Raw genomic sequence first — 25564 nt, 5'->3', positions numbered from 1 at the left:
CTGTCTGGACCTTATACGTCCACATACGCCGCCGGAATCTCCGGCAACCCGGAGCGCACCGCCGCCTCGCAGCGCGCAGCCATCTCCTTGCGGTCCTTGACGTCCTTCACCGCAATCGGGTCGTGAAAAATCACCTCGACGCGGCCTTGCGGCCTGGCCTTCAAAACCTGCACAAGCGAGGGCCCGAATTCCATTTCGCCCCACCAGCCGTAAAACCGCACATCCTCGCCCTCGGGCGCCACGTAGCGCGCGGTGACGGGCTGAATCCAAACCTCCTCGCGCAGTTCCGGTGTAAAGAACGCCGCGAAAAGCGTTGGCTTGAACGGTAGAACCCGGAGGCTGTCGCTCGACGTGCCTTCCGGGAAAAACAAAAGCTTATGGCCCATATGCAGCCGCTCCTCGAACAGGCGCTTCTGTTCGGCGGCCTCCTTGCGATCGCGGTTGATGAACACCGTCCCCGTAGCCTTGGCCATGGTGCCGATCCCCGGCCAGTTCGCCACCTCCGCCTTCGAGACGAAGAAAATCCGCTGCACGGCATTGAGGACGAAAATGTCGAGCCAGGTCGAATGGTTGGCCACCACCGCGCCATGATGGGCCATCGGTTGCCCCTTGACGGTGAGCCGCATCCCCATGAGACGCAAGGCGTTGCGCGACACAAAGCGCGGGAAGACCGAGGACCACGGCCTGCGCTTGCCGACCAGAACCGCCTCGACAGCACGGGTCGCCAGCATCAGCATCATGCAGATCAGGATCATCAACACGATGGGCACGCCCCGGCGGATCGCACGCCATGTGCCCCATGTCACCGGATTGGGCGGTGAGGGAGGAATACGGCTTTCCCAAAGCGGGCCGTTTGGCACCTCGCTCATCCGCCGATCCCCTTGGTGTACATCGCGCGCTGGCGCGGCGAGATCGTCGCCGTGTCGAGGATCAAAAGCACATCGACCGTGTTGAAGGCCCGGTCGACAAAGGCCCCCTCGCCCACCGTGCCGCCCAACCGCAGATAGGCCTTGATCAGCGCCGGGATCGCCAGCATCGCACGCTTGCGGTCGATCTCCTCCAGCGGCATCAAATCCATGCTCTGGAAATGCTCCGGCAAGGCGCGGGCGCGGAGCGCCTCGGGCGCGAGGTGATTGTGATGCAGCCAGGACAGCGCTTCGGCATGGCGGCGCACATCCGCACCAAAGAAGGAGGCGGTGCCGAAGAGCACATCGTAGCCCTCCTCGATCACATATTTCGCCAATCCCGCCCACATCTCGAACAGCGCCATGCCGCCGCGGTACTCCTGCGCGACGCAGGACCGTCCCAGTTCCAGCAAGCGCTTGCCGGAGGTTTTCAGCGCGGTGAGATCGTATTCGCCTTCGGAATAGAACCGCCCGAGACGCGCCGCCTTCTCGCCTGGCAAAAGCCGGTAGACCGCCACGCATTGCTCCAGAGGGTCCTCGGAACGCGCCGGATCAATCAGCATCAGGTGCTCGTAATCCGGGTCGAACCGGTCCGCCTCGAGCTGGGCCGCGTGATCGACCATTTCGCCATCCGAGCCGAGTTCCTCGACGAACACCCTATAGCGCAGCCTCTGCGCCGCCCGCAGGTCGACAACGTCACGGGCAAATCTCAACTGAAACGGCAATTTGTGATCTTGCGACTTGTCACTCTGCGACGGGGCGGCGCTCATATGGATCTCACTGTTGGTGGGCGGGTTTTAAGGTTTTGTTGATTTCAATGCAACAGAATGCCGTCAACCCCTGCCGGAACATTCACGCAAAGGTTGTAAGAAATGCCTGCATGCGCGACCATAGGGTGCAATCGGGCCTGAAGGCCCTCAGTCGAACACAGGGAGGAGCGCGACCCGCCGGCTGTCGATCACGATCTTGCCGGCATGCTGGAACATCACCGTGATCTTGCCATTGATATTGGACTGCACCTGGCCAAGCCCCCAATCCGACTGAGACGGATGGCGCACCATCTGCCCCGGTTCCAGCATCGCGTTGAGATCGTCCATGAAAGCGCCTTTCGCAAATTTCCAAACCCGGAGACCCTATGACCCAAGACCTGACCCGAGACATCGCCGCCATGATCGGTTCCCGCATCTGCCACGATCTGATCAGCCCGGTGGGCGCGATCTCGAACGGTGTGGAATTGCTGGCGATGTCCGGCGTCGGTTCCGGCCCCGAGCTTAGCCTTATCTCCGAAAGCGTGGAGAATGCAAACGCCCGCGTGAAATTCTTTCGCATCGCTTTCGGCATGGCCTCGAGCGGTCAGATGACCTCGCGCGCCGAAATCGCAGGCATCCTCAAAGCGGTCTCGACGACGCGTCTGAGCTATGACTGGACGCCCACGGAAGACCTGCCGCGCGAGGAGATCAAGCTCGCCTGCCTCATGCTCATGTGTCTCGAGACCGCCCTGCCACGCGGCGGTGTGATCAAGATCGGCTACACCAACGGCCAATGGCAGGTCCGCGCTTCCGCCCAGCGTCTCGAACCCGCCCCCGATCTCTGGGCCCGTCTCGGGTCGGTGACGGCACCGCAGGGGCTCAAACCCTCCGATGTGCAATTCCTTCTGGCCCCGATGCAGGCCGCCGCTCTGGGCCGCCGCATCACCCACAGCTCGGGCGATGGGGTGATCTCGCTTCTGGCCTGAGATTTTTTAACCTGAGACTGTCAGCCTGAAACAGAAAAAGGCGCGCCGGTCTTGCGCGCCTTCCTTCATCCTTCATTGCAGCTCAAATACTCAAGCCCCGTCAGGCGCGCACGGCCCCGTCCGAGGTCACGAGATATTTGAAGCTGGTCAGTTGCTCGGCCCCCACCGGGCCGCGGGCGTGCATCTTGCCCGTCGCAATACCGATCTCCGCCCCCATGCCAAACTCGCCGCCATCGGCGAATTGCGTCGAGCTGTTGTGCATCAGGATCGCGCTGTCGAGCCGGGAGAAGAATTTTCCCACGTTCTCCGGCGTTTCCGTCAGGATGCAATCGGTGTGCGACGAGGAATAGCGCTGAATATGCGCGATGGCCTCATCCACATCCGCCACGACTTTCGCGGCGATGATGCTGTCGAGATACTCGCGGCCCCAGTCTTCTTCCTTGGCGGGCGTCACCGCCTCGACCATGGCCTGCACCGCCGCATCGCCCCGTACTTCGACACCTTTGTCGACCAGCGCCGCGACCAGATCACGACCCAGCGTGTCGGCAATATCCCGATGGATCAGCAGACATTCCGCCGCGCCGCAAATCCCCGTCCGACGGGTTTTCGCGTTGAGCACAACCTTCATCGCCTTCTCCGGATCGGCGGAGGCGTCGACGAAAACATGCACGATGCCTTCGAGATGCGCGAAAACCGGCACGCGGGCCTCGCGCTGCACCAGACCGACAAGCCCCTTGCCACCGCGCGGCACGATGACGTCGATGTAATCGGTCATATGCAGCATTTCGGTCACCGCCGCCCGGTCGCGGGTCGGCACGCGCTGAATCGAATCCTCGGGCAGACCCGCCGCGCGCAGCCCGGCTTTCAGACAGGCATGGATCGCGCCGGAGCTGTGAAAGCTCTCAGAGCCGCCGCGCAGGATCACCGCATTCCCGGCCTTCAGGCACAACGCGCCCGCATCCGCCGTCACATTCGGGCGGCTCTCATAGATCACGCCGATCACCCCCAGAGGCGTGCGCACGCGCTTGATATGCAGCCCGTTCGGACGGTCCCATTCGGCGATCACATCACCCACGGGGTCTTTCTGCGCCGCGATGGCTTTCAAGCCGTCGATCATGCCCTGAATCCGGGCTTCATCGAGCTTCAGCCGGTCCATCATCGCATCTGTCAGGCCCTTTTCGCGGCCAAAGGCGAGGTCTTTCTCATTTGCTTCGATGATCTCGGCACGGGCCTCCCAAAGGGCTTCCGCCGCCGCCAAAAGCGCCTGCTCCTTGGCCTCGCCCGACGCCGTCGCCAATTCCCGAGCCGCCGCTTTCGCGCGCTGGCCCAGCTCTTTCATCATCTGTTTCACGTCAATATCGGTCATGTCACCAAATCGTCTCTATGGATCAAGGCGGCCCGGCCGGGATAGCCGAGGATCGCCTGTATGTCTTCGGAATGTGCGCCCTTGATGGCTTCTGCTTCCTCGGAAGTGTAGCGCGACAGCCCGAGCCCGATGCGCGCCCCGTCAGGCCCGAGCACCACGACTGGTTCGCCGCGGCCAAAATGGCCAACAACCTCCTCGACGCCGACGGGCAACAGGGATTTTCCTTTGGCGAGCGCCGTCACGGCACCTGCGTCGATATAGATCTCGCCCTTGGGCTTCATCGCACCGATCCAGCGCTTGCGGGCGTGATCCGGATCTTCGGCGGCGACGAACCAGGTCGCCCGCGCCCCATGTTCCAGCGCTTTCAACGGGCGGTCTTTCGAACCTTCGGTGATCGCCATGGTGCAGCCGCCATGGGTCGCGGTCTTGGCCGCCATCACCTTGGTCTTCATGCCGCCTTTCGACACGCCCGACACGGGATCGCCCGCCATCGCCTCGATCTCCGGGGTGATCTCCCGGACCATCGGCAGATGCACGGCGTCGGGATCGACCGCCGGGTTCGCGGTATAAAGCCCGTCGACATCGGACAAGAGCACCAGCCGGTCCGCGCCCACGGTCACCGCAATATTGGCGGCCAGACGGTCGTTGTCGCCGTAGCGGATTTCATCCGTCGCCACGGTGTCGTTCTCGTTCACGATGGGCACCGCGCCAAGGCTCAAAAGCGCATCGAGCGTGGCACGCGAGTTGAGATAGCGACGGCGATCCGCGCTGTCCTCAAGGGTCAGAAGGATCTGCGCCGTGGTGATGCCATGCGGCTCCAACACCTCCTGATAGGCGCGCGCAAGGCGGATTTGCCCGACAGAGGCCGCCGCCTGCGACTGTTCCAGCGGCAACTCGCCCGAAGCCAGATGCAGGATCCCCCGCCCAAGGGCGATGGAGCCCGAGGACACGAGGATGACATCCGCGCCCTGCGATTTGAGCATGGCAACGTCCTGCGCCAGACCTGCGAGCCACTGTGTCCGCAACTCGCCACGCTCCACCAGAAGCGCCGAGCCGATTTTGATCACGATGCGTTGCGCACCGCTGAGAGAGGCGGTCAGGGGTGCCACGCTTCGTCTTCCTCATCGCCCTCTTCGGCCTGTTTGATCCGAAGCCGGTCCATCGAAATCTCCGCCTTGAGCGCGCGGAGCACCGTATCGACGCCCTCTTTCGAGACACCGGACATGGTGTAGACCCGCCCGCCCGAGGCCTCTTGCAAGGCGCTCAGTTTCTCCTCGACTTCCTCTTCCAGAAGGCTGTCGATCTTGTTGAGCACGGTCACCCGCGGCTTGTCGCCGAGGATATGGGAGTAGTTGTTGATTTCGGTGATGATCGTCTCGTAATCCGACACCACATCCTCCGACGTGCCGTCTATCAGGTGCAACAGCACGGCGCAACGCTCGACGTGGCCGAGGAAGAGATCGCCCAGACCCCGTCCCTCGGACGCGCCTTCAATCAGGCCGGGAATATCGGCCACAACGAATTCTGCGCCGTCGATGCCGACCACGCCGAGGTTCGGGTGCAGCGTCGTAAACGGGTAATCCGCAATTTTCGGCCGCGCATTCGAAGTCACCGACAGGAAGGTCGATTTGCCCGCGTTCGGCAGACCCAGAAGCCCCGCGTCCGCGATCAGCTTGAGCCGAAGCCAGATGGTGCGGTCGATGCCGGGCTGGCCGGGGTTGGCCTTGGCGGGCGCCTGGTTGGTCGAGGTCTTGAACCGCGCGTTGCCCCAGCCGCCGTTGCCACCTTTGGCAAGCACGAATTTCTCGCCCACCTCGGTCAGATCGGCGATCACCGTTTCCTCATCCTCATCAAGCACTTCCGTGCCCGAGGGGACGCGCAGGATGATGTCGTCGCCATCCTTGCCGGTGCGGTTGTTGCCCATCCCGGCCTGGCCGTTCTGGGCGAAGAAATGCTGTTGGTAGCGGAAGTCGATCAGCGTGTTCAGCCCGTCGACCACCTCGATGATCACCGAGCCGCCCTTGCCGCCGTCGCCACCGTTCGGCCCGCCGAATTCGATGAATTTCTCACGCCGGAAGGACACACAGCCGTTGCCGCCGGAACCGGAGCGTATGTAGACCTTGGCAAGATCGAGGAATTTCATAAGTCTTGTCCTTTGCTGCCCCGCCCGATGTGTTCAGGCCCGAGGCTTTCGGGCAGATGTATCTTGCCCGGTTGTTAAACTCAATTCTTGTTTCGCGCCGCAAACGCCTTGCGGGTCAGGATCATGTCGATCCGGTCGACCTCATACCCGCGCGCAAGGCTGAAGTTGCGCGATGCGCCGGTCTCGACAAAGCCCATGCGCCGCAAGACCTTGGAAGAGCGGGCATTCTCCGCGAAATAGCCCGCCTCGATCCGGTCCTTGCCGGTCGAGAACCACGCGCTCAGCACCGCCTCCGCCGCCTCGGGCATGATCCCCTGCCCCCAATAGTCTCGCCCGAGCCAATAGCCGAACTCACCCTCACAGCCGATGGTGCCGACGATCCGACCATGAAATTCGATCCCGAAGACAAAGGCTTTTGCGGCCACCCTTCGGGTAAACCAGTTCGCATCGTGAACAGAATACGGATAAGGAACGCGGGTCAGCCACTTGCTGACCTCGATGTCATTGAGCACCCGCACGACATCGGGCGCATCCGACGCCCGGAACGGGCGCAGGATCAGGCGGTCGGTTGTGAGGATCGTATCGGTCATCGGGGTCTTCCTTGGTGGCGACCCCGATTAGGGGCCGTTAAAGTTTGCGCAGGTAGGTCCAGGTTGGGACGTGAGACCCGCGGGCAACGGAATAGGTCTCCGCATCGCCGAGATATTCGAAACCGCAGGCGGTCACCACACGGGCAGAGGCCTGGTTGTCCTGAAAAATCTCCGCAAACATGGTTTTCGCCTTCATGGGATTGGCGTCGACCATGGCCGCAAGGGCGGTGCGGGCCAACCCGGTGCCCCAGAACGCCGGCGCGACCCAGAAGGCCACTTCGCATTGATCGCGATCGAGCGGCTTCAGAGAAATCACCCCCAACACCTCGGACAGGCCATGAGCGGAACCGTCGAGAATCCAGACCTTTTCCTCGGTCTCAGGCTTCAGCGAGCGGGCGACGAAAGCCTCTGTCGCGCCCGGTGGCATCGGGTGCGGCAGGGAGCGCGAGTTGCGCGCGACGCGTTCGTCGCTGACATACATGTTGAGCAAACCGGCGTCCGAGCGGCGCGGCGGGCGCAGCACGAAGCGCTCCGTTTCGATCACGGCCTGTGCGCCATGGTCCAGCCTGTCGTCAACCAAATCCATTCTCATCTCTCTTCCTCCAAATCTCCTGCCACACACCTCTCTCCCAAAGGCGGCGTCCGCGCCTTCTCATAGGGCATCGGACATCGGGCCTGCCGTATCGGTGAGCCGCGCATGAGATGCGCAGACGAACCACGGTTTACGGCAGTCGTGTTAACCACAGATGAAAGCTGCGGCGCAACGACGGCATATTTGGCCAAATTTTACGTTTCCGATCAAGCCTTTCCTGACGGGTGCCCCGATCGCGCACAAAGCAAAAGGGGACCGGCCTGCGCCGATCCCCCTGATGTTCAAACCTGATCGAGGTCGGCTTACTCAGCGGCCTCCGCCACCGGAAGCACGTCGATAAAGGTACGTTTTTTCAGGCCCTTACGGAAGGAAACCTTACCGTCGGTGGTCGCAAAGATGGTGTGATCCTTGCCCAGTCCCACGCCTTCGCCCGGCCAGAACTTGGTGCCGCGCTGACGCACGATGATGTTACCGGCAATGGCCTCTTGGCCGCCGTAGAGTTTGACGCCGAGACGGCGACCTGCGGAGTCGCGACCGTTACGGGACGAACCGCCTGCTTTCTTGTGTGCCATGGTGTTCTCTCCTTAACGTGTCTTACTTGGCCAGTTCTTTGGCCTGTTCAACCCATTCGGGTTTCACTTTGACGGCGTCGAACGCGTCGGCGTCGACAGCGGCGAGCTGAGCGAAGGTGGTGATGCCAGCTTCGACCAGTTTCTTCGCGGCAGCCGGACCCACACCGTTGATCGCGGTCAGATCGTCACCACCCGCAGCCGGAGCTTCGGCTTTCGCGGCGGCCTTCGGAGCAGCCGGAGCGGCAGACACGGAGCCTGCGCCGATGGCGGCCTTCACACCGGTCGCATCCGCACCCGCTTCGAGGATGTCGGTGATGCGAAGCAGCGTGAGCTGCTGACGGTGGCCTTTAGTGCGCTGCGAAGAGTGCTTACGGCGACGTTTGACATAGTGGATGAGCTTCTCACCCTTGATCTGGTCGATGACTTCGGCTTGCACGCCGGCGCCGGCCACGAAGGGCGCGCCGATGGTGGAACCGACCATCAGAATCTCGTTGAACTGGACTTTTTCACCAGCATCGGCAGCGAGTTTCTCAACGCGCAGGACGTCACCCGCCTGCACCTTGTATTGCTTGCCGCCAGTTTTCAGAACCGCAAACATGCAGTCTTCCTTTCGATATACCCGCGTCCTGTGGCCCCGGTTTGCTTTGAATTTCAAAGCGTTCCGATGTTTGTTGCCGCGAACAGCGCGCCCCTCAGAGGGGACGAGATTGTCATGAAAGATGCCTGCACGCGGAAATGCTTCCGACAAAAAGACATCACCCGGTCGAGCCCAATGGTCCGCCGGGTGCGCGGTATATCGGGAATCATCGCCCAAAAGTCAAGCCCGCAGTGCCGGAGGCGCCGCTCTCAGAGCTGTTCGCCCTCATATTTCTGCATCAGCATGGCCGTTCCCGCGCCCAGCCCCCGCGAAAGGTGTTCGTACACCGCATCGAAAGAGGCGAAAAGCGCGCGGTTGAGATCCTGCCCGGCCTCGGTGCGGGCAAAGTCGATATAGGCCTCGAACTCGTCATCGCTCAGCGGTTCATAGGCCAGTGTGGAAAACCCGTAGACCCATTCGGAGACATCTGCGCGCACCTCCGGCTCGCTGGCCCAGATCTCATTGAGAAGATCGCCGTCGGTCACCCCGTCCTCCACGTCGAAGCCTTCGCTCCACAAGCCGCTGTAATAGGCAATGTCGCTGTTCATCGCGCCGACCACATTCATCTCGACGAGATCGTTGACCTGGACATAGTCCTCGATGAGACGCGCACGGTCGGTTTCGGGATCGAGCTCCGCCCAGGCCTGCCCCGCCGCGGCCTGAGCCGCCTCGTCGGACATGGCCTTGCGGGTCTCGAGTTCGAGCCGCGCGATACGCCCGCCCAGATCGGTCGAGAAGAACGCCACCATCTCCGGCAGGTCGCAGCCCTCGAGCGCCTCGGCCAGTTCGTCGTGAAACGCTTTCGACATCACTTCGGGATCGTAAAGCCGGACGAGCATGTCCTTCCACGCCGATTTCGGCACACCATAGCCCGCATCGGCAAAATCCTCTGCCATGCCCTGCCCTTCCTGCGCCAGCACCCCGACCACCTCATCGAAAAGCATGACGTCCATCAGTTCGCCAAGCTGCGCCTCATCGACCTCCGCCGAGGCGGCGAGCGGCAGCGTGGACATGAGAGCGGCACAGGCCAGCCCGCGCAACACGGCCCATCCCCCGTCCCGGGGCGTCGGCTCGAATCCCATGTCGAATCTCATGGCTCTTGCGCGTGTCGAAGCGGTCATCACGGTCCTTTCCAAGGTCCTTTTCAGCGGCAGTGTGCTGACAACAGCTAAACAAAGAGTTGAGCGAGGAACAAGTCACGACATCGAAATGTCCCGCCTCGATGAAATTCCCGGCGAAATTTCGCGCCCCCCTCTGGAACGATTGCTCAAAAGAATGTCACGAAAGGGGTTGCACACGGCGCGCGGCACGGATAAATCACCCGCCACCAGACCCCCGCGGAGAGGTGCCGGAGTGGTCGAACGGGGCGGTCTCGAAAACCGTTGTCCCTTTACGGGGACCCAGGGTTCGAATCCCTGTCTCTCCGCCACTTATCCTTGCAAGTGATTGATTTTATTTGGAATTTTTTTCCAGATCAATCACCTTTGCATGTCACGTTGCATGTTTGGGGAAAGGCTAGATCAGGCCGATTTGCAGCCCGACGACAGCGGACAGCCTCACGCATTCGTGAATTCGACAGTTGCCCTTCGGTTTCGCCGCGCAGCATAGTGCGGGCAAGACATGTCAGGATTTGAGGGATAGGCGCTGCATGGGGAAGCTCGAAAAGGAACTTGAAGATTTGGTTGGGTTTGTCGGCAGCGGTGGCGGCTTTGGATCACCGGACGCCGCCGAACAACACCAACGCGAAATTGATCTTCTCAAATTCAAGATCACAAGACGCGACAATTTTAAGCTCGCAATCATCAGCGCGATTATCGGCGCATTGGTCGGCGCAGCCGTCACGGCGGTTAGCCAAATTTTCGGGTGAAAAAAGCCCCGATCCGAAGACCGGGGCTATCCCGTTCGCGAAGCCTCTAACGAACGGTATCGGGCAGGCAGACCAACGCCGCCCGAATTCCGAAGGTCAGCGAACCGGCAAGATCGGTCGCAACTTCATCGCAACACCCGACAGCATCGCGTAGAGCGGAAGCCCTAGAACGGCCCGGTCGGTTTCAGGATCGACGCCAGCGGCGGCACAAGCTTGCGTCCCCGTCCTCCAACACGGTCAGCGCCGCGTTGAGCTGTGCAGCCGTGCTGAGGCCGGACAAATCGAGGCGCAGGGCCTCCCGGCTGGTAAAGCGCGGCCAGCCCCGTGCCCGGATCGCGTCAAGCAAGCGCCGTGCGCCACGTTCCGCCTTGGATGTGGCGGCATCGGCATAGGCCCGGCGGGCCATCGGCAGCGCATAGAACTCGATAAAATGCGCCGCCCGACCGAAGGCCTCATGGCTGATCTCTTGCGGCTCGCCTTCGTCACTCATCGCCCAGTCGAGATAGGACAGGATCAGCGATAGGCGCACCGCCAGACCGGGCAGCTTGCCGGTGAAGGACAAGAGCAGCCCCTCCGCATCGCGTTCCCACGCCCGCACCGAGAGGCGGAAGGCGTCGAGCACATCCCGCGCCGGATCGGAGAAAGGCATAACCCAAGGGCGCTCCCTGTCAGTCTCGTCACGATACATCGAGAGGCCATAGAGTCGCCGCAAGGCCATGCCACAGCGTTCCGCCCCAGCTTGCGCTCGTGGTCTGCACAAAGGGACCGGGTCGGGCCAGATCGGGATGAACCGCGCCAGCAAGCCGTCATCATCGCTCCCTAGCAGGAGCGATTTGAGCCGGTCGGGCTGAATCCCCCCGGTAACGGCAATCGACAGCCGGTCGATATGCACCGGCTCCCGCCCCATCCGTTCGACCGAATAGGCCCGCCCGCCATAGGCTTCCAACCAGAAAGGCCGATCCGAGCCGCCGCCGGAATAGCGCGTCATGCCCTGCAACCACCCGGCCAGCTCATCGCGCGCCAGCAAGGTGCCGCGTGGCTGTTTCGAGACGATCACCGCCAGCCGTTCCACCGTTCCGTCGGCAATCGCAAAGCGCGGAAGGAATGGTTCAGGTTCGATACGTGCCGTATCGGGGTGCTCCGGCGGCTCACTCCCGTCTTTGAGCGCCGCCTTTGCCGCCTCTTTCCATGCGCTTTTCGCCAGCTTGGCGACCTCGGCTTTCTCGGGCCCCTCGGACAGATCCCCTTCCATCGCCTGCCGCTTCTCGCGCTCAACTTCCTTGATCAGTCCCAGCACAGCGTCGAGACCGGGTGATTTATTCGAGGACGGAACCAATGGCCATGGTCCAGAGGATCGGAGGCTCTTGCCAACCCTCCCACGGTGCAGCCCAACGGGTGCCCACGTCTCAAGGGTCGCGCCGGTCTCTGTGATCTCTTCGGCCTTGCGTTCAAAGCTCACCTGCCGGTCAAGATTACCTGCTTTCATAGTCACACCTTCCACCGAATTACGGCCTCAAGGCTCATTGCGCCATGTGTGAGCGTCAGGTTCGGCTGCGGATCACGCCCCCAAACCACGCTTGGTTTGTGCCATTCATCCACGAAAATTTCGCCATTTGCATTCGGGCCGAATTCCAGCGCGTCGAACACCGCCGCACCGATCTGGCGCGCCGTATCTGCACCGTCCTCCTGCGCCCAAATGTGGGTGGTCAGGAAGACACGGGCGGCACGTTGCGAACCGGCGGTGCGTCCGAGGTATTCGGTTTGTGCGTTCGAGAAGAGCACCGAAGGAAGATTGTCAGGGCGACCACCACCGGCGCGAATGTTCTTCGCGTCCACAAGCGCGGTCAAATCCGGCGCGGCAATCAAGGTCTGGCGAATAGCGGTCTGCAAACCAAGAACAGGGTCAAGCATCGCCGCCCCCGCTCTTCGCAGCGTTGCGCACCGCCTTGCCAATGGCGCGACCGATCCGGCGCTTGTTCCGATCCTGCGTCAGCCGGATTGCGGGCAAGAGGAACGGCTGTGCCTCTGTGCCGGGGTGGTCTGTGCCTTCAAACTGCCCGCCGCTCTTGTGCGGATCGGTGCCGAATTCGACAAGATGCCCGTGGCACTGATCGGGATTACCGACCGTCACAAAGGCTTGATTCACTTGCGCTTGGCTTTTGCCGCCACCCTGCGCATAGGCGGGCGTCATACCACCGGGCGCGGTCACTTCAATAGACGCGATCAAATCGCCTTTGTCTTCCGGTGCGAGGGCTTTCGCGACGTTGGCGAGATCATTCGCCGAAGCGATCAGCGCGGGTTTGATCTCTGCGACGATCTCGGACGGGATCGCTTCGAGACGTGCGGCGAGGCGTTTGGACTGTGCTTTGAGGTCTTTCGTCACCGGCACCAACGCAGCGGCGAGCGTGGTAACGCATCAGACCGGACGTGCGCACCGTGCCCACAGTTCCGTTTTTCCGATGATCGTGCGAAGTTCTTTCGAGAACACCAACCGCGCATGATAACGCCCGGAACGATTCACCAAGTGACGGACTTTGCCAGCCATTTCGGAATTCCACTTGTAACCAAAGTTGTAACCTCAAAACGGCCACAAACCCTTATTTGTAAGGGTTTTATTTGATTTCAAAGGGATAGAATGGTGGGTGATAAGAGATTTGAACTCCTGACATCTTCGATGTGAACGAAGCGCTCTACCACTGAGCTAATCACCCGCCGTGGCGCGGTGTTTAGCCTCTGGCAAATTCGGATGCAAGAGGCTTTTGCCAGAAAATTTGCCGGAACCTCAGTTTTCGCCGGCGAGCGTTTCCGGGCTCTCCTTAGGGCTCTCTGCCGGGGCCTCGCCGCCCTCGACCTCCTCGCCCAGCATGGTCTTGGACCGGCGCAGCTTGGCCACGATGACATGCGCGCCGGTGCCGTCCTGTTGTCGTTTCACAGACATTTTGCCCAAAGGCGGCAGGTTCAGCTCCTCACCACGCTGAAGCGCATCGCCCAGTTCCTTGAGCGTCGCCTCGACCGCTTTCTTGGCCTCGCCGCGCTTGACGCCGGAGGCCTCGGCCACCCGGTCGATGAAATCTTTCTTCTTCATGGTCGTCACCACCGTGGTTTCGGGCGCCTCAACCGGCGCGGGCTCCATGCTGATCGGCACGGTCTTTTTCGCAGCGGCTTTCTTTGCCGTCGATGTTTTCGCAGTGGTCTTGGTTTTCCGGGTTGCGGTGGTCCGCGCAGCCATAAGAGAGCCCCTCTGGTGGTTTGTTTCCGTTGTGGAAACCTTACTCTCGCCCCCCCGTACGCTGCAAACGAGAAATGGCCTCGGAACCATGGTTCTAGCGCCTTGATGAACCAAAGGTTTATTTGCCCAAACCCTGTGCATCTCCCCGCCCCCAAAAGCAAAAAAGCCGACCCGAAGGCCGGCTTTCCCACAATTGTTTCCGGATCGCCACTCAGTGCGCCGTCGCCCCCTGACTTTCGCCGCTGCCGGAGAGCTTGGCCAGACGCGCGGCCTCTTCGGCGGCCTCGTCCCACTCAATCGGTTCCGGCTGGCGCACCAGCGCGTGTTTGAGAACCTCGGACACATGGGTGACAGGAATGATCTCCATCCCCTCCTTCACATTGTCCGGGATCTCGGCCAGATCCTTGACGTTCTCTTCCGGGATCAACACGGTTTTGATGCCGCCCCGCAGAGCCGCCAGAAGTTTCTCCTTGAGCCCGCCGATGGCGGTGGCATTGCCGCGCAGAGACACCTCGCCGGTCATCGCGATGTCCTTGCGCACCGGGATCTGCGTCAGCACCGACACAATCGTCGTCACCATCGCCAGACCGGCCGACGGCCCGTCCTTCGGCGTCGCGCCGTCCGGGACGTGCACGTGGATGTCGATCGTGTCGAACACCGGCGGTTTCACCCCGATCTGCGGCGCGATGGAACGCACATAGGAGCTGGCCGCGTCGATGGATTCTTTCATCACATCGCCCAGTTTCCCCGTGGTCTTCATCCGCCCCTTGCCAGGCAGTTTCAGCGCCTCGATCTGCAACAGATCGCCACCGACCGAGGTATAGGCCAAGCCGGTGACAACCCCGATCTGATCCTCTTTCTCGGCGAGACCGTAGCGGAATTTCTTCACGCCGAGGAAGTCCTCGATGTTGCCGGAGTTCACCTCGACACTGTCCGCCTGTTTGCGCACGATCTGCGTCACCGCTTTGCGCGCCATCTTGGCAAACTCGCGTTCGAGATTCCGCACCCCCGCCTCGCGGGTGTAGTAGCGGATCACATCCGTCACAGCCTCATCCGTCACAGAGAATTCCTTGGCCTTGAGGCCGTGGTTCTTGATCTGTTTCGGGATCAGATACTGTTTCGCGATCTCCGATTTCTCGTCCTCGGTGTAGCCCGAGAGCGGGATGATTTCCATCCGGTCGAGAAGCGGCCCCGGCATGTTGTAGCTGTTCGACGTGGTCAGGAACATCACGTTGGAAAGATCGTATTCGACCTCCATATAGTGATCCACAAAGGTGGAGTTTTGTTCCGGATCAAGCACTTCGAGCATAGCCGATGCCGGATCGCCCCGGAAATCCTGCCCCATCTTGTCGATCTCATCGAGCAAGATAAGCGGGTTCGTCGTCTTCGCCTTTTTCAGCGCCTGAATGATCTTGCCCGGCATGGAGCCAATGTACGTCCGGCGGTGACCGCGGATCTCGCTCTCGTCGCGCACGCCGCCCAGTGAGATGCGAATAAACTCGCGCCCCGTGGCCTTGGCGACCGATTTGCCCAAAGACGTCTTACCCACGCCCGGCGGGCCGACGAGGCAGAGGATCGGACCTTTGAGCTTCTGGCTGCGCTGTTGCACGGCGAGATACTCGACGATCCGCTCCTTGACCTTCTCAAGCCCGTAGTGATCGTGATCGAGGATTTCCTGCGCCCGGTTCAGATCCTTTTTGACGCGGGACTTCGTGCCCCACGGGATCGACAGCATCCAGTCGAGATAATTGCGCACAACCGTGGCTTCGGCCGACATCGGCGACATGTTCTTGAGCTTCTTGAGCTCGCCCTCGGCCTTTTCACGCGCCTCTTTCGAGAGCTTGGTGGCGGCGATCTTCTCTTCGAGCTCGGCAATCTCACCGGCCCCATCCTCGCCATCGCCCAGCTCCTTCTGAATGGCCTTCATCTGCTCATTCAGATAATATTCGCGCTGGGTTTTCTCCATTTGCGACTTGACGCGGGTCTTGATCTTTTTCTCGACCTGAAGCACGGACATTTCGCCCTGCATCAGCCCGAACACGGCCTCAAGCCGTTCGTCCACCGCAAGGGTTTCCAGAAGTTTCTGCTTCTCGTCCACCTCGACGCCAAGATGCCCCGCCACGAGATCGGCGAGTTTTGCCGGCTCGCGCGTCTCGGAGACGGCGACAAGCGCCTCTTCGGGGATGTTCTTTTTCACCTTGGCGTAATGCTCGAATTCCTCGCGCACGGAGCGCAGAAGCGCCGTCACCGCATCGGCATCGCCTGCGCTTTCCTCCAGGGGCGTGATCTCCGCCTCGAAATGGCTGTCGTTTTCGAGAAACCGTTCGAGCCGCACCCGACGCTCGCCCTCGACCAGCACCTTGACGGTGCCGTCCGGCAATTTCAGAAGCTGCAACACATTGGCCAGCACGCCGACGCGAAAGATGCCGTCCTCCGACGGATCGTCCACCGACGGGTCCATCTGGGCGGAGAGCAGGATTTGCTTGTCCTGCGCCATCACCTCTTCGAGCGCCTTGACCGATTTTTCCCGACCGACGAACAGCGGCACGACCATGTGGGGAAACACCACGATATCGCGCAGCGGCAGGACGGGATAGGATTGGATTTGCTCGTGCATGTTCATTCCTTGTTCTGGCAAAAGACCCAGGCCCCGCCCCTGCGGCAACCATCCGGTCTTTCCTGTCTTGGCTCTATATCTGGGGGCCTGTCCCCATGATTTCAACCAAGTCAAGTTGCGACTTGGGAAACAGTCTGCCTTTCATGCGGCCCACGGGCAAGGGTGGATTTCACCGGATTTTCACGATTTCGAAGCCCGACCGTCCCGCGACCGGAACAGCGACGTCAAAAAACCGATACATTTCAAACCACAGCCCCGCCCATTGCCTCACAGGGCTCAGATCGGCTCGATGTCCCCCAGCGCGCGGGTGTCGTGGAAGTCCTTTTCCCAGGCCTCGAAGGTCCCGCCCGCAATCGCGTCGCGCATGCCCTGCATGATCTCCTGGAAATAATGCAGGTTGTGCCAGGTCAGCAGCATCGAGGAGATGATTTCCTGGCTGCGGAACACATGGTGCAGATAGGCGCGCGAGTAGTTTCGGCAGGCCGGGCATGTGCAATGTTCGTCCAAGGGGCGTGGATCGTCGGCATGGCGCGCGTTCTTGATGTTGACCTGCCCGCGGCGGGTCCAGGCCTGCCCCGTGCGCCCCGACCGCGACGGCAGCACGCAATCCATCATATCGACGCCGCGTTTCACCGCGCCCACGATGTCGTCCGGCTTGCCCACGCCCATCAGGTAACGCGGCTTGTCTTCCGGCAGGAACCCCGGCGCGAAATCGAGCGTCTGGAACATCAGCTCCTGCCCCTCGCCCACCGCAAGCCCGCCGATCGCATAGCCGTCAAAGCCGATCTCTTTGAGGGCACTGGCGCTTTCTTCACGAAAATCGCGCTCCAGCCCCCCCTGCTGAATGCCGAACAACGCATGGCCCGGACGATCCCCGAAGGCCTCTTTCGAGCGCGCCGCCCAGCGCATCGACAGCCGCATGGAGGACGCAATCCTGTCGCGATCCGCCGGAAGCGCAGGGCATTCGTCGAAACACATGACGATGTCGGAGCCCAGCAGTTTCTGAATTTCCATCGAGCGTTCGGGCGAGAGGAAATGTTTCGAGCCGTCGACATGCGAGCGGAAGGTCACGCCCTCTTCCGTCAGCTTGCGCAGATCGGAGAGGCTCATGACCTGAAACCCGCCGCTGTCCGTGAGGATCGGGCGGTCCCAGTTCATGAACTTGTGCAGCCCGCCGAGCGCCGCGATGCGTTCCGCCGTCGGGCGCAGCATCAGGTGATAGGTATTGCCCAGCAAAATATCCGCCCCGGTGGCGCGCACGCTTTCCGGCATCATCGCCTTGACGGTCGCTGCCGTCCCCACAGGCATGAAGGCGGGCGTGCGAATGTCGCCGCGCGGGGTGGAGATCACACCGGTGCGGGCCTTGCCGTCGGTGGCGTTTACGGAAAATGAGAATCGCTGGGGCATGGTGTTCTGGGTCATGCTGAGGCCATAGCGCCAAAAGCGCCGTCAGGCCAGACGGTGGCCGCCAGATGCAACGATTTCGCGCCTCGTGCGTTGAGAGGACACCCTCGTCTCAGGAGCCCCCATGCGCGCCGTGATCCTCGCCAACCGCCACTCCGGCACCAATGCAAAAGACAGCGACGCGCTCACCCGCGCCTGCGCCGCCCTCGGTACGGACTGCGAGATCGTTCCCATCGACCCGGACACCGACCTCTCCGATCTCATCGACCACAAGATCGCCGAGGGGGCCGAAGCCGTGATCTCGGCGGGTGGCGACGGCACCGCCATGTCTGTCGCCGATGCCATGCTCGGGCGCGATGTGCCGATGGCCGTCCTCCCCATGGGCACGTTCAACTATTTCACCCGCGGCCTGGGGCTTTCGGAAGCTCCCGAAGAGGCCGCTGCCCAGTTGCGGAATGGCGAGACCCGTGACATTCGCGTCGGCCAGATCAATGGCCGCGCCTTCCTTAACAACGCCTCCCTTGGCGTCTATCCCGCGATCCTCAAGGAACGCGAGACGATCTATGACCGCTGGGGACGGCATCGCATCGTGGCCTACTGGTCGGTGATCAAAACCATCCTGCAATCGCAGCACCGTATGCGTTTGACGATTACCGCAGACGGCACGGTGCATGAGATCAAGACGCCCCTCGTCTTCATCGCCCGCTCCGCCTATCAGCTCGATCTCTTCGGCCTTGAGGGGGCCGACATCATTTCCGAGGACGGGTTCGCCACCTTCGTGATCCATGCCCGTACACGGATGGACCTGTTGCGCCTCGCGATGACCCTGGCCGCGCGCAAGATGCCGCCTGCGCAGGATTTCACCCTGATCCGCGCCAAAGACCTGACGATTGCGCATCACGGCGGATCGCACAAACCTTTCCTCACCGCCTTTGACGGCGAGAAGGCCCGCCTTGCCGCCCCCTTGCGCCTCCGCATGAGCGACGTGCCGCTTCGCATCCTCATCCCCCGCAAACCGGAGAGGCCTCGCCAATGACCCGCCTCATCCATCTCTCCGATCTGCATTTCGGTCGCACAGACCCTGCGCTCGCCGCCCCTCTCCTACGCACCATCGAGCGGCTGGAGCCGACGCTTGTGGTGATCTCCGGCGATCTGACCCAGCGCGCCCGGCGCGGCCAGTTCGACAAAGCCCGGCACTTCATCGACGCAATCAAAGCCCCGGTGCTCACCGTCCCCGGAAATCACGACACGCCGCTCGACAATCTGGTCCTGCGCTGGTTCGCCCCCTTCGCCCGCTACAAACGCGCCATTTCCGCCGATCTCGAACCGACCTTCGAAACCCCGCAGATGCAGGTGATCGGCGTCAACACGGTCAACCCCTTCGCCTGGCAAAGCGGCAGACTCTCCGACAAGACCCTCACCCGGATGATGGAGCATTTCGGCCCCGACGACGGCCGCCTGCGCGTCGCCGTGCTGCACCATCCTCTGGAACAGCCGCCGACCCTCGACAAACCGCGCACCCATGGCGCCAAGGCGGCGCTCACCGCGCTCTCCGCCGCAGGCGCCGATCTGGTGCTGTCGGGCCATCTGCACAGCGCAAGTGCCGCCCCCTTCACCCGGGTGCCGGGTGTCCTGTTCGTTCAGGCCGGCACCGCGCTCTCGACCCGCAGGCGCGGCACGCCCAACACCTTCAATCAGATCGAACTGACCGGCGAAGGGGAACTGACCCTCACCGTCTGGAGCGCCGCCGATCAGCCGACCTTTCTGCCGCAAGCACCGCGCCATTACCTGCGCGGGCCTGCGGGTTGGGTGAGAAAAACGGGACATGACCGCGCCATGCCCCGCCTGCTGTGCTAAAGCCCCTGCTCTGTTCAAGGAAGACGCGCTTACTCCGCCGCCTCAATCTTCGCCTGCGCATCCTCGGGGATCGCCAGCGACAGGATGATCGCCGACAGACCCGCCAGCGTGATCGGCGCGGCAAAGACCTGTTTCAGGAAATTCGGCAGGTTTTGGGTGGAATCCGGCACCAGCGTCACACCCAGAGCGAGGCCAAAGGACACGGCCATGATATAGACCCGGCGCAGGTTCATCTCTTCGGTCGACAGAATACGGATGCCCGCCACCGCGATGGTCGAGAACAACACCAAAGTCGCCCCGCCCAGAACCGGTTTCGGGATGATCAGGAAGAACGTCCCGACCACGGGAAACAGCCCGAGGATCACAAGAATACCGCCGACCCACATCCCCACATGGCGCGACGCGACGCCAGTCATCTGGATCACGCCGTTGTTCTGCGAAAACGTGGTGTTCGGGAAGGTGTTGAAAATCGCGGCCAGCGCCGAGTTGACGCCATCGCCCAGAACCCCGCCCTTGATGCGCTTCATGTAGAGATCGCCCGACACCGGCTGACCGGAGATCACCGAGTTGGCGGTCAGATCGCCCGAGGTTTCAATCGCCGTCACCAGATAGAGGAAGGCCAGCGGGATGAAGAGGCCGAAATCGAAGTCAAAGCCGTATTTGAACGGGATCGGCAGGGCAAAGAGGCTCGCAGACCCCAGTGCGCCGAAATTCACCATGCCGAAAAAGCTCGACACGAGGGTGCCGACCACCAGACCGATCATGATCGCGGAGATCCGCAGCGTCGGCTTGCCGATGAAGGTCATCACAAGGATGATCGCCACCACCAGCGAGCCCATCAACAGGTAAAGCGGCTTGCCGAGGTCTTCGCCCGCCATCGCGCCCCCTGCGAAATCGGTGAACCCCGCCTTGATCAGCGACAGGCCGATCACCGTAATGACGATCCCCGTCACCGTCGGCGTGATGATGCGTTTGAGCTTGTCGAGAAACTGCGACAGGATGATCTCCACCAGCGAACCCACGAGACAGAGCCCGAAGATCATCGCAAGAATGTCCTCCGGCGAGCCGCCCCGCGCCTTGACCGCGAAGCCTGCGGCCAGAATGGCGCCAAGAAAGGCGAATGAGGTGCCTTGCAGCGACAAAAGCCCCGAACCCACCGGCCCGATGGTCTTACATTGAATAAAGGTCGCAATGCCCGAGACGAAAAACGCCATGGCAATCAGATAAGGCGTATAGGCCCCAAGCCCCAGCGCGCCGCCGATGATCAGCGAGGGCGTCGCGATGCCGACGATGGACGCCAGCACATGTTGCACCGCGGCCAGCGCCGCTTTCGGCGGTGGCGGCACATCGTCGAGCTGATAGACCAGCGGCATGAATTTTTCCTGACTCATATGTTTGTCCCCAGTTTGTTCCGTTTGAAATCCCCTGAGCAAAAGCCTGAGCCGCCCTCGGCAATGACGAAAGCGTTACCTGTCGCAAACCGTCCGAACCCCGCCCTCCCGGCAGACCCCGCGCAAGAAAACGGCAAAATCCGCTGTTTTCCCGGGGTGACGTCCAAAAACTGACCGGTTTCGGATCGCGCATCTGCGGCCGCCCTCCGTCTTTCGCCGCTTTGTCACAAAACCGACAAAGCCTCTTGTCAGAACCCTCGGAAGGTGACATTTGGCGCATCTGGCCGGACCGCAGCAGCGCCCCGGCCTCTCCCCAAATTGCGAGACACGCACATGACGGACAAAGCTCCTTTCGCTTTAGGCTGGGAAGAGTGGGCCTCTCTGCCCGCGCTCGGCCTGCCTGCTTTGAAGATCAAGGTCGACACCGGCGCCAAGACCTCGGCGCTGCATGCGTTCGACATCGAACCTTTCGGCAAGGCGGACGCCCCCAAGGTGCGGTTCAACATCCATCCGGTGCCGGGGCGTGAGGACATCACGATCTCCTGCTCCGCCGATGTGGTGGACCGGCGCGAGGTGACCTCGTCCAATGGCGAAACCGAGCTGCGCTATGTCATCGCCTCCGAGATCGCCATGGGCGAGCGGGTCTGGCCGATCGAGATCACCCTCACCAACCGCACCAATATGGCCTACCGGATGCTCCTCGGGCGTCAGGCCATTCGCGACGACATGATCGTCCAGCCGTCCGAGAGCTTTTGCCAGCCCCGGCTCGACGACGCGGTCTATTTCACCACCGCGATCCGCGACACCGTGGCGCCGCGCGCGCTGCGTATCGCCGTTCTCTCGCGCGAGCCGGACAATTTTTCGACCCTGCGCCTCGTCGAAGAGGGCGAGAAACGCGGCCATGTGGTCGAGGTGATCGACACCACGCGCTGCTACATGGTGATCAACGCCATGGCGCCGGAGATTTATTACGATGGCGAACGCCTGCCGCGCTATGACGCCGTGATCCCCCGGATCGGCGCCTCTGTCACCTCTTACGGCACTGCCGTGATCCGTCAGTTCGAAACCATCGGCACGTTTTGCGTCAACGGCTCTGAGGGTATCACCAAATCGCGCGACAAATTGCAGGCGCATCAGGTGCTTGCGCGCCACCGCATCGGCATGCCCACGACCGCCTTTGCCGCCTCGCCGAAGGACACCGACAACCTGATCGCTCTGGCGGGCTCCGCGCCCTTGATCGTCAAACTGCTGGAATCGACCCAAGGCCGCGGCGTCGTTCTGGCCGAGACCAAGAAAGCCGCGCAATCGGTGATCTCCGCCTTCCGGGGCCTCAAGGCGAACTTCCTCGTCCAGCATTTCGTCAAGGAGGCGGCGGGCGTCGACATCCGCTGCGTCGTCATCGACGGCAAGGTGGTCGCGGCGATCAAACGCTCGTCTTCGGGCGGCGATTTCCGCTCGAACCTGCACTTGGGCGGCTCCGCCTCGAAAGTGCGCATCTCGAAAGAGGAACGCGAAACGGCGGTGCGCTCGGCCAAGGCCTTTGGCTTGCGCATGGCAGGCGTCGATCTGCTGCGCGCCGAAGACGGGCCGAAAGTGCTTGAGGTCAATTCGTCTCCGGGCTTCGAGGGCGCCGAGACCACGACCGACAAGAACATCGCCGGTGCGATTTTGGACATGATCGAGAAACGCATGCGCCCGGCCCCCGCGCGCAAGGGGCGTAGCAAAACCTGACCTGCGCAAGGTGCGCGGCCTAACTCAGCGGCCTAAACCGACGGGCGGGTCAGTAGACCTGCCCGCGCATCCGGTTCCAGTTTTCCAGAATGGCCGGAACAAAGAACAGCACGAAAATATACATGTGCATCCCCAGCACCAGATAGGGGATCATCAGCGCCAGCCCCGCGATCCCGACATAGCCCGTCACCCTCGACGCCGTCGTGCCGCGCATGAAGCGCAACAGGATCAGTTCGAACAGCTTGCCGCCATCCAGAGGCGCAATCGGCAGAAGGTTGAAGATCGCCAGATAGCCGTTGAGCCAGGCCATGGTTTCGAAGAACCAGAGCACATGGTCATATTCCCGCCCCGCACCCCACATCGCATTGGCGACAAGGCGGCTCACCGCCCAGAGCGTGAGCGTCACGATCGGCCCCATGGCCACGATCAGCTCGCTCTCGCGCGGGGTCGCCGCCCGCGCCTGCTGGCAATAGCCGCCAAAGCCGTGGATCGTCACACTGCGCACGGGGATTCTCTGCACCAGAGCGCCCCAGGCATGGCCCATTTCATGCAGGAACACCGAGCCGATCAGCATGGCGATAAAGGCCAGATCATAAAGCAAATCCGTCGCCGACCCGGTGGTCGAGAGAAACAGCAAGAACATCAGAAGGATGCTGCTGCCGATCCTGACAGGCACGCCCCAAGGCCCACGAAACTCGAAAATGGCTTGTTGATCACGAAACATTTATATCCTCATACCATTCTCAAGACGCACCACACCGACCCTGCCCGAGCCGGGTTTTGCCAAGCAACTCATAATGTTCCATTCTGACGACACTCCGACGCAACTGTGGCATTTTGCACCTGATTTGATCTTTGCCATAGCACTGTTACAAAGCCGGTGGAAAGACAGGGGCACAAGGCAATCCAACCCGCAGGTGCTCCATGTCCTTCTGCCTCCTCCCGCCCGACGCCACCCGCCTCTCGATCGAACTGCACGCCCTGCGCGAGAAAATCACCCGCGAAGCCGACGCGATCCAGACCGCCTGGGAGGCTGCGGACATCCGTCCCGCCTTCCGCCCCTCGGCCGAGAACCTCGCCTCCTATCTCGCCCTGCGCCACGCCGATCTGAGCCCGATGCAGCCCGATCTCGCCGCCCTCGGCCTCTCCACCCTCGGGCGCGCCGAACCGCATGCCCGCGCCTCGCTCGACGCGGTGGTGGCCACGCTCTCCCGTCTCTCCGGCGCGGCATCGGGTGACGAAGCCCCCTATCCCGATCCGAGCGCCTTCACCGAAGGCCCCGCCCGCCTCGCCGCCCGGCGCGACACGCTCTTTGGCACCGGCTCCTCCGGCGCGCCGCGCTCGCGCATCCTGCTGACGCTGCCGACCGAGGCCGCGACCGATCCCGATCTCATCCCCGACATGCTGCGCGCCGGTGCCGACGCCATGCGGATCAATTGCGCCCATGACGGACCCGAGGTTTGGGCCGCGATGATCGCCCGCATTCGCGACACTCAGGACGAGATCGGCCGCTACGTGCCGGTGCTGATGGATCTCGCCGGGCCGAAACTGCGCACCGGGCTGGTCGCGGGACCGAACAAACAGCGGGTGATGGTCGGAGACCGGCTCGACATCCGCCGCGAAGCGCCCTCCGCCAAGTCGAAACATGTCGCCACCACGCTGAGCCACCCGGAGCTGATCGACCGCCTCGCCCCCGGCATAAGCGTTTTCATCGACGACGGCAAAATCGGCGCGGAAGTCGTTGGGATCACACCGAAAGGTGCCAAGCTCCGCGTCACCCGCGCCGGTCCCGAGGGCGTCAAGGTCAAGCCCGAGAAGGGCTTCAACCTGCCCGCCGTCGAGATCGACATTCCGGCGCTGACCGAAGACGACCGCACCGCCCTCGATTTCGTCGTCGGTCACGCCGACATGATCGGCTATTCCTTTGTGCAAACGCCCGAAGACATCCGCCTGCTGATCGCTGAGATCGACAAACGCCTGCCCGAAGGCGCGCATCGTCCCGCGCTGGTGCTCAAGATCGAAACCGGTCTGGCCGTGCGCAACCTGCCGAAACTCATCGTGCAATCCGGCGCTTTGACCGAAACCGCCGTGATGATCGCCCGCGGCGATCTGGCCGTCGAGATCGGGCTGGAGCGCATGTCGGAAATTCAGGAAGAAATCCTCTGGCTCTGCGAAGCCGCCCACACCCCCGTGGTCTGGGCCACGCAGGTGCTCGAAGGTCTGATGAAACAGGGCCTCGCCACCCGCGCCGAGACCACCGACGCCGCCATGGCACAGCGCGCCGATTGCGTCATGCTCAACAAGGGGCCTTACGTGGTCGAGACCATCCGTTTCCTGTCGCGCATTCTCGGCCGCATGGACCGGCACATGACCAAGAAATCCGCCCGCCTCGGCCCGCTTCGGTCGTGGAAAGGCGATCTCTCGCTCTAATCTCTGGACCTTGTCGGCGCCATTCCCTATATGATTACTCGGAAATAGGAGTTAGCGCGCATGAGCGAAGAGGCACACCGCACCGCGACGGAGGACACCCCGGTCGAGGGCGCCCCGTTGATCAAACCGTCGAGCACCGATCACCCGCTGCACGAAGCGGTGGTCGAAGCCTGCCGGACCGTCTATGACCCGGAGATTCCGGTGAATATCTATGACCTCGGGCTGGTCTATACGGTCGAGATCAATGACGAGAACGAAGTGCGTGTGATCATGACCCTGACCGCGCCGGGCTGTCCGGTTGCGGGCGACATGCCGGGCTGGGTCGCCGATGCGATCGAGCCGCTGCCGGGGGTCAAGCAGGTGGACGTCGAACTGACATGGAACCCGCCCTGGGGCATGGAAATGATGTCCGACGAAGCCCGGCTTGAGCTTGGGTTTATGTAAGCCCCTGCCCGATCCCTCTTTGAAAGCGGCCCCGGAGACACCGATGGCCGCTTT

The 25564-nt window shown here is 62.1% G+C and carries 26 protein-coding genes and 2 tRNA genes; 8 read left to right on the top strand and 20 right to left on the bottom strand.

Annotation, left to right across the window (positions count from 1 at the left end; all coding sequences use genetic code 11):
- Window positions 1–11: 11 nt before the first annotated feature.
- The 3 genes from olsA to CEW89_RS01695 form a co-directional block, all read right to left on the bottom strand.
- A complete protein-coding gene (gene olsA, locus CEW89_RS01705) occupies window positions 12–869 on the bottom strand; it encodes a lyso-ornithine lipid O-acyltransferase (protein ID WP_096804674.1) in 858 nt (285 codons plus the stop codon).
- Entirely contained in the window at window positions 866–1675 is an 810-nt protein-coding gene (gene olsB / locus CEW89_RS01700; protein ID WP_096804673.1) for an L-ornithine N(alpha)-acyltransferase, read from the bottom strand. Before olsB ends, olsA begins: the two co-directional genes overlap by 4 nt.
- A 147-nt stretch (window positions 1676–1822) precedes the next feature.
- A complete protein-coding gene (locus CEW89_RS01695) occupies window positions 1823–2002 on the bottom strand; it encodes a DUF3553 domain-containing protein (RefSeq protein ID WP_066701552.1) in 180 nt (59 codons plus the stop codon).
- 38 nt (window positions 2003–2040) lie between these two features.
- Here CEW89_RS01695 and CEW89_RS01690 point away from each other — a divergent pair, with 38 nt between their 5' ends.
- The gene (locus CEW89_RS01690; RefSeq protein ID WP_096804672.1) at window positions 2041–2640 is read left to right on the top strand and encodes a histidine phosphotransferase family protein; all 600 of its coding nucleotides are present in this window, start codon (window positions 2041–2043) and stop codon (window positions 2638–2640) included.
- 100 nt (window positions 2641–2740) lie between these two features.
- Here the strand turns inward: CEW89_RS01690 and CEW89_RS01685 are convergent, their stop codons facing one another.
- From CEW89_RS01685 to CEW89_RS01650, 8 genes are all read right to left on the bottom strand, one after another.
- The gene (locus CEW89_RS01685; RefSeq protein ID WP_096804671.1) at window positions 2741–4006 is read right to left on the bottom strand and encodes a glutamate-5-semialdehyde dehydrogenase; all 1266 of its coding nucleotides are present in this window, start codon (window positions 4004–4006) and stop codon (window positions 2741–2743) included.
- The gene (proB, locus tag CEW89_RS01680; protein ID WP_096804670.1) at window positions 4003–5115 is read right to left on the bottom strand and encodes a glutamate 5-kinase; all 1113 of its coding nucleotides are present in this window, start codon (window positions 5113–5115) and stop codon (window positions 4003–4005) included. The genes CEW89_RS01685 and proB overlap by 4 nt, the downstream gene beginning before the upstream one ends.
- Window positions 5103–6149 (bottom strand): GTPase ObgE, encoded by a 1047-nt coding sequence (gene obgE / locus CEW89_RS01675; protein WP_096804669.1) that lies wholly within the window; start codon window positions 6147–6149, stop codon window positions 5103–5105. Before obgE ends, proB begins: the two co-directional genes overlap by 13 nt.
- Window positions 6150–6229: 80 nt before the next feature.
- Window positions 6230–6739 carry a GNAT family N-acetyltransferase gene (locus CEW89_RS01670; RefSeq protein WP_096804668.1) on the bottom strand — a complete coding sequence of 170 codons (510 nt, stop codon included), beginning with the start codon at window positions 6737–6739 and terminating at the stop codon, window positions 6230–6232.
- 37 nt (window positions 6740–6776) lie between these two features.
- Entirely contained in the window at window positions 6777–7331 is a 555-nt protein-coding gene (locus CEW89_RS01665) for a GNAT family N-acetyltransferase (protein ID WP_096804667.1), read from the bottom strand.
- A 302-nt stretch (window positions 7332–7633) separates the two neighbouring features.
- Window positions 7634–7903: a 50S ribosomal protein L27 gene (rpmA, locus tag CEW89_RS01660; protein ID WP_066701542.1), complete on the bottom strand. Its 270-nt coding sequence runs from the start codon at window positions 7901–7903 to the stop codon at window positions 7634–7636.
- A 22-nt stretch (window positions 7904–7925) separates the two neighbouring features.
- A complete protein-coding gene (locus tag CEW89_RS01655) occupies window positions 7926–8501 on the bottom strand; it encodes a 50S ribosomal protein L21 (RefSeq protein ID WP_096804666.1) in 576 nt (191 codons plus the stop codon).
- A gap of 248 nt (window positions 8502–8749) precedes the next feature.
- Window positions 8750–9622: a DUF2059 domain-containing protein gene (locus tag CEW89_RS01650; RefSeq protein WP_157779726.1), complete on the bottom strand. Its 873-nt coding sequence runs from the start codon at window positions 9620–9622 to the stop codon at window positions 8750–8752.
- 257 nt (window positions 9623–9879) lie between these two features.
- On the opposite strand from CEW89_RS01650, the gene CEW89_RS01645 reads away from it, so the two are divergent.
- Together CEW89_RS01645 and CEW89_RS01640 are read left to right on the top strand one after the other, a co-directional pair.
- A tRNA-Ser gene (locus CEW89_RS01645) sits at window positions 9880–9969 on the top strand.
- Between the two features lie 219 nt (window positions 9970–10188).
- Window positions 10189–10407, top strand: a complete 219-nt coding sequence (locus CEW89_RS01640) for a hypothetical protein (protein ID WP_096804665.1) — start codon at window positions 10189–10191, stop codon at window positions 10405–10407.
- 184 nt (window positions 10408–10591) lie between these two features.
- Here the strand turns inward: CEW89_RS01640 and CEW89_RS01635 are convergent, their stop codons facing one another.
- The 7 genes from CEW89_RS01635 to tgt all read right to left on the bottom strand — a co-directional run bounded on the left by CEW89_RS01635 (window position 10592) and on the right by tgt (window position 17660).
- Entirely contained in the window at window positions 10592–11893 is a 1302-nt protein-coding gene (locus tag CEW89_RS01635) for a DUF3987 domain-containing protein (RefSeq protein WP_096804664.1), read from the bottom strand.
- A 2-nt stretch (window positions 11894–11895) separates the two neighbouring features.
- Window positions 11896–12318: a DUF3168 domain-containing protein gene (locus CEW89_RS01630; protein ID WP_096804663.1), complete on the bottom strand. Its 423-nt coding sequence runs from the start codon at window positions 12316–12318 to the stop codon at window positions 11896–11898.
- Window positions 12311–12790: an HK97 gp10 family phage protein gene (locus tag CEW89_RS01625; protein WP_096807094.1), complete on the bottom strand. Its 480-nt coding sequence runs from the start codon at window positions 12788–12790 to the stop codon at window positions 12311–12313. Before CEW89_RS01625 ends, CEW89_RS01630 begins: the two co-directional genes overlap by 8 nt.
- A 253-nt stretch (window positions 12791–13043) precedes the next feature.
- Window positions 13044–13118: transfer RNA gene (locus tag CEW89_RS01620), tRNA-Val, on the bottom strand.
- Between the two features lie 71 nt (window positions 13119–13189).
- A complete protein-coding gene (locus CEW89_RS01615; RefSeq protein WP_157779723.1) occupies window positions 13190–13636 on the bottom strand; it encodes an HU family DNA-binding protein in 447 nt (148 codons plus the stop codon).
- Window positions 13637–13847: 211 nt separating this feature from the next.
- A complete protein-coding gene (gene lon, locus CEW89_RS01610; RefSeq protein ID WP_096804661.1) occupies window positions 13848–16253 on the bottom strand; it encodes an endopeptidase La in 2406 nt (801 codons plus the stop codon).
- Window positions 16254–16529: 276 nt separating this feature from the next.
- Entirely contained in the window at window positions 16530–17660 is a 1131-nt protein-coding gene (tgt, locus tag CEW89_RS01605; RefSeq protein ID WP_096807093.1) for a tRNA guanosine(34) transglycosylase Tgt, read from the bottom strand.
- A gap of 121 nt (window positions 17661–17781) precedes the next feature.
- Between tgt and CEW89_RS01600 the strand changes: the two genes are divergently transcribed.
- Both CEW89_RS01600 and CEW89_RS01595 read left to right on the top strand, forming a co-directional pair.
- Entirely contained in the window at window positions 17782–18693 is a 912-nt protein-coding gene (locus CEW89_RS01600; RefSeq protein ID WP_096804660.1) for a diacylglycerol/lipid kinase family protein, read from the top strand.
- Window positions 18690–19514: a metallophosphoesterase family protein gene (locus tag CEW89_RS01595; protein WP_096804659.1), complete on the top strand. Its 825-nt coding sequence runs from the start codon at window positions 18690–18692 to the stop codon at window positions 19512–19514. The genes CEW89_RS01600 and CEW89_RS01595 overlap by 4 nt, the downstream gene beginning before the upstream one ends.
- 29 nt (window positions 19515–19543) lie before the next feature.
- Here the strand turns inward: CEW89_RS01595 and CEW89_RS01590 are convergent, their stop codons facing one another.
- Entirely contained in the window at window positions 19544–20905 is a 1362-nt protein-coding gene (locus CEW89_RS01590; RefSeq protein WP_096804658.1) for a nucleobase:cation symporter-2 family protein, read from the bottom strand.
- A gap of 333 nt (window positions 20906–21238) precedes the next feature.
- Between CEW89_RS01590 and rimK the strand changes: the two genes are divergently transcribed.
- Entirely contained in the window at window positions 21239–22636 is a 1398-nt protein-coding gene (rimK, locus tag CEW89_RS01585; RefSeq protein WP_096804657.1) for a 30S ribosomal protein S6--L-glutamate ligase, read from the top strand.
- Between the two features lie 49 nt (window positions 22637–22685).
- Here the strand turns inward: rimK and CEW89_RS01580 are convergent, their stop codons facing one another.
- Window positions 22686–23360: a site-2 protease family protein gene (locus CEW89_RS01580; protein WP_096804656.1), complete on the bottom strand. Its 675-nt coding sequence runs from the start codon at window positions 23358–23360 to the stop codon at window positions 22686–22688.
- Between the two features lie 200 nt (window positions 23361–23560).
- On the opposite strand from CEW89_RS01580, the gene CEW89_RS01575 reads away from it, so the two are divergent.
- Complete coding sequence (locus CEW89_RS01575; protein WP_096804655.1) at window positions 23561–25066, top strand: pyruvate kinase; 1506 nt, start codon at window positions 23561–23563, stop codon at window positions 25064–25066.
- Between the two features lie 60 nt (window positions 25067–25126).
- Window positions 25127–25510 (top strand): SUF system Fe-S cluster assembly protein, encoded by a 384-nt coding sequence (locus CEW89_RS01570; RefSeq protein WP_066701519.1) that lies wholly within the window; start codon window positions 25127–25129, stop codon window positions 25508–25510.
- Window positions 25511–25564: the final 54 nt, after the last annotated feature.

The sequence above is a fragment of the Celeribacter ethanolicus genome (assembly GCF_002407265.1).
Lineage (GTDB): Bacteria > Pseudomonadota > Alphaproteobacteria > Rhodobacterales > Rhodobacteraceae > Celeribacter > Celeribacter ethanolicus.
Note: the sequence above shows the minus strand (reverse complement) of the source record. Positions and strands in the feature narration are given on the sequence as shown.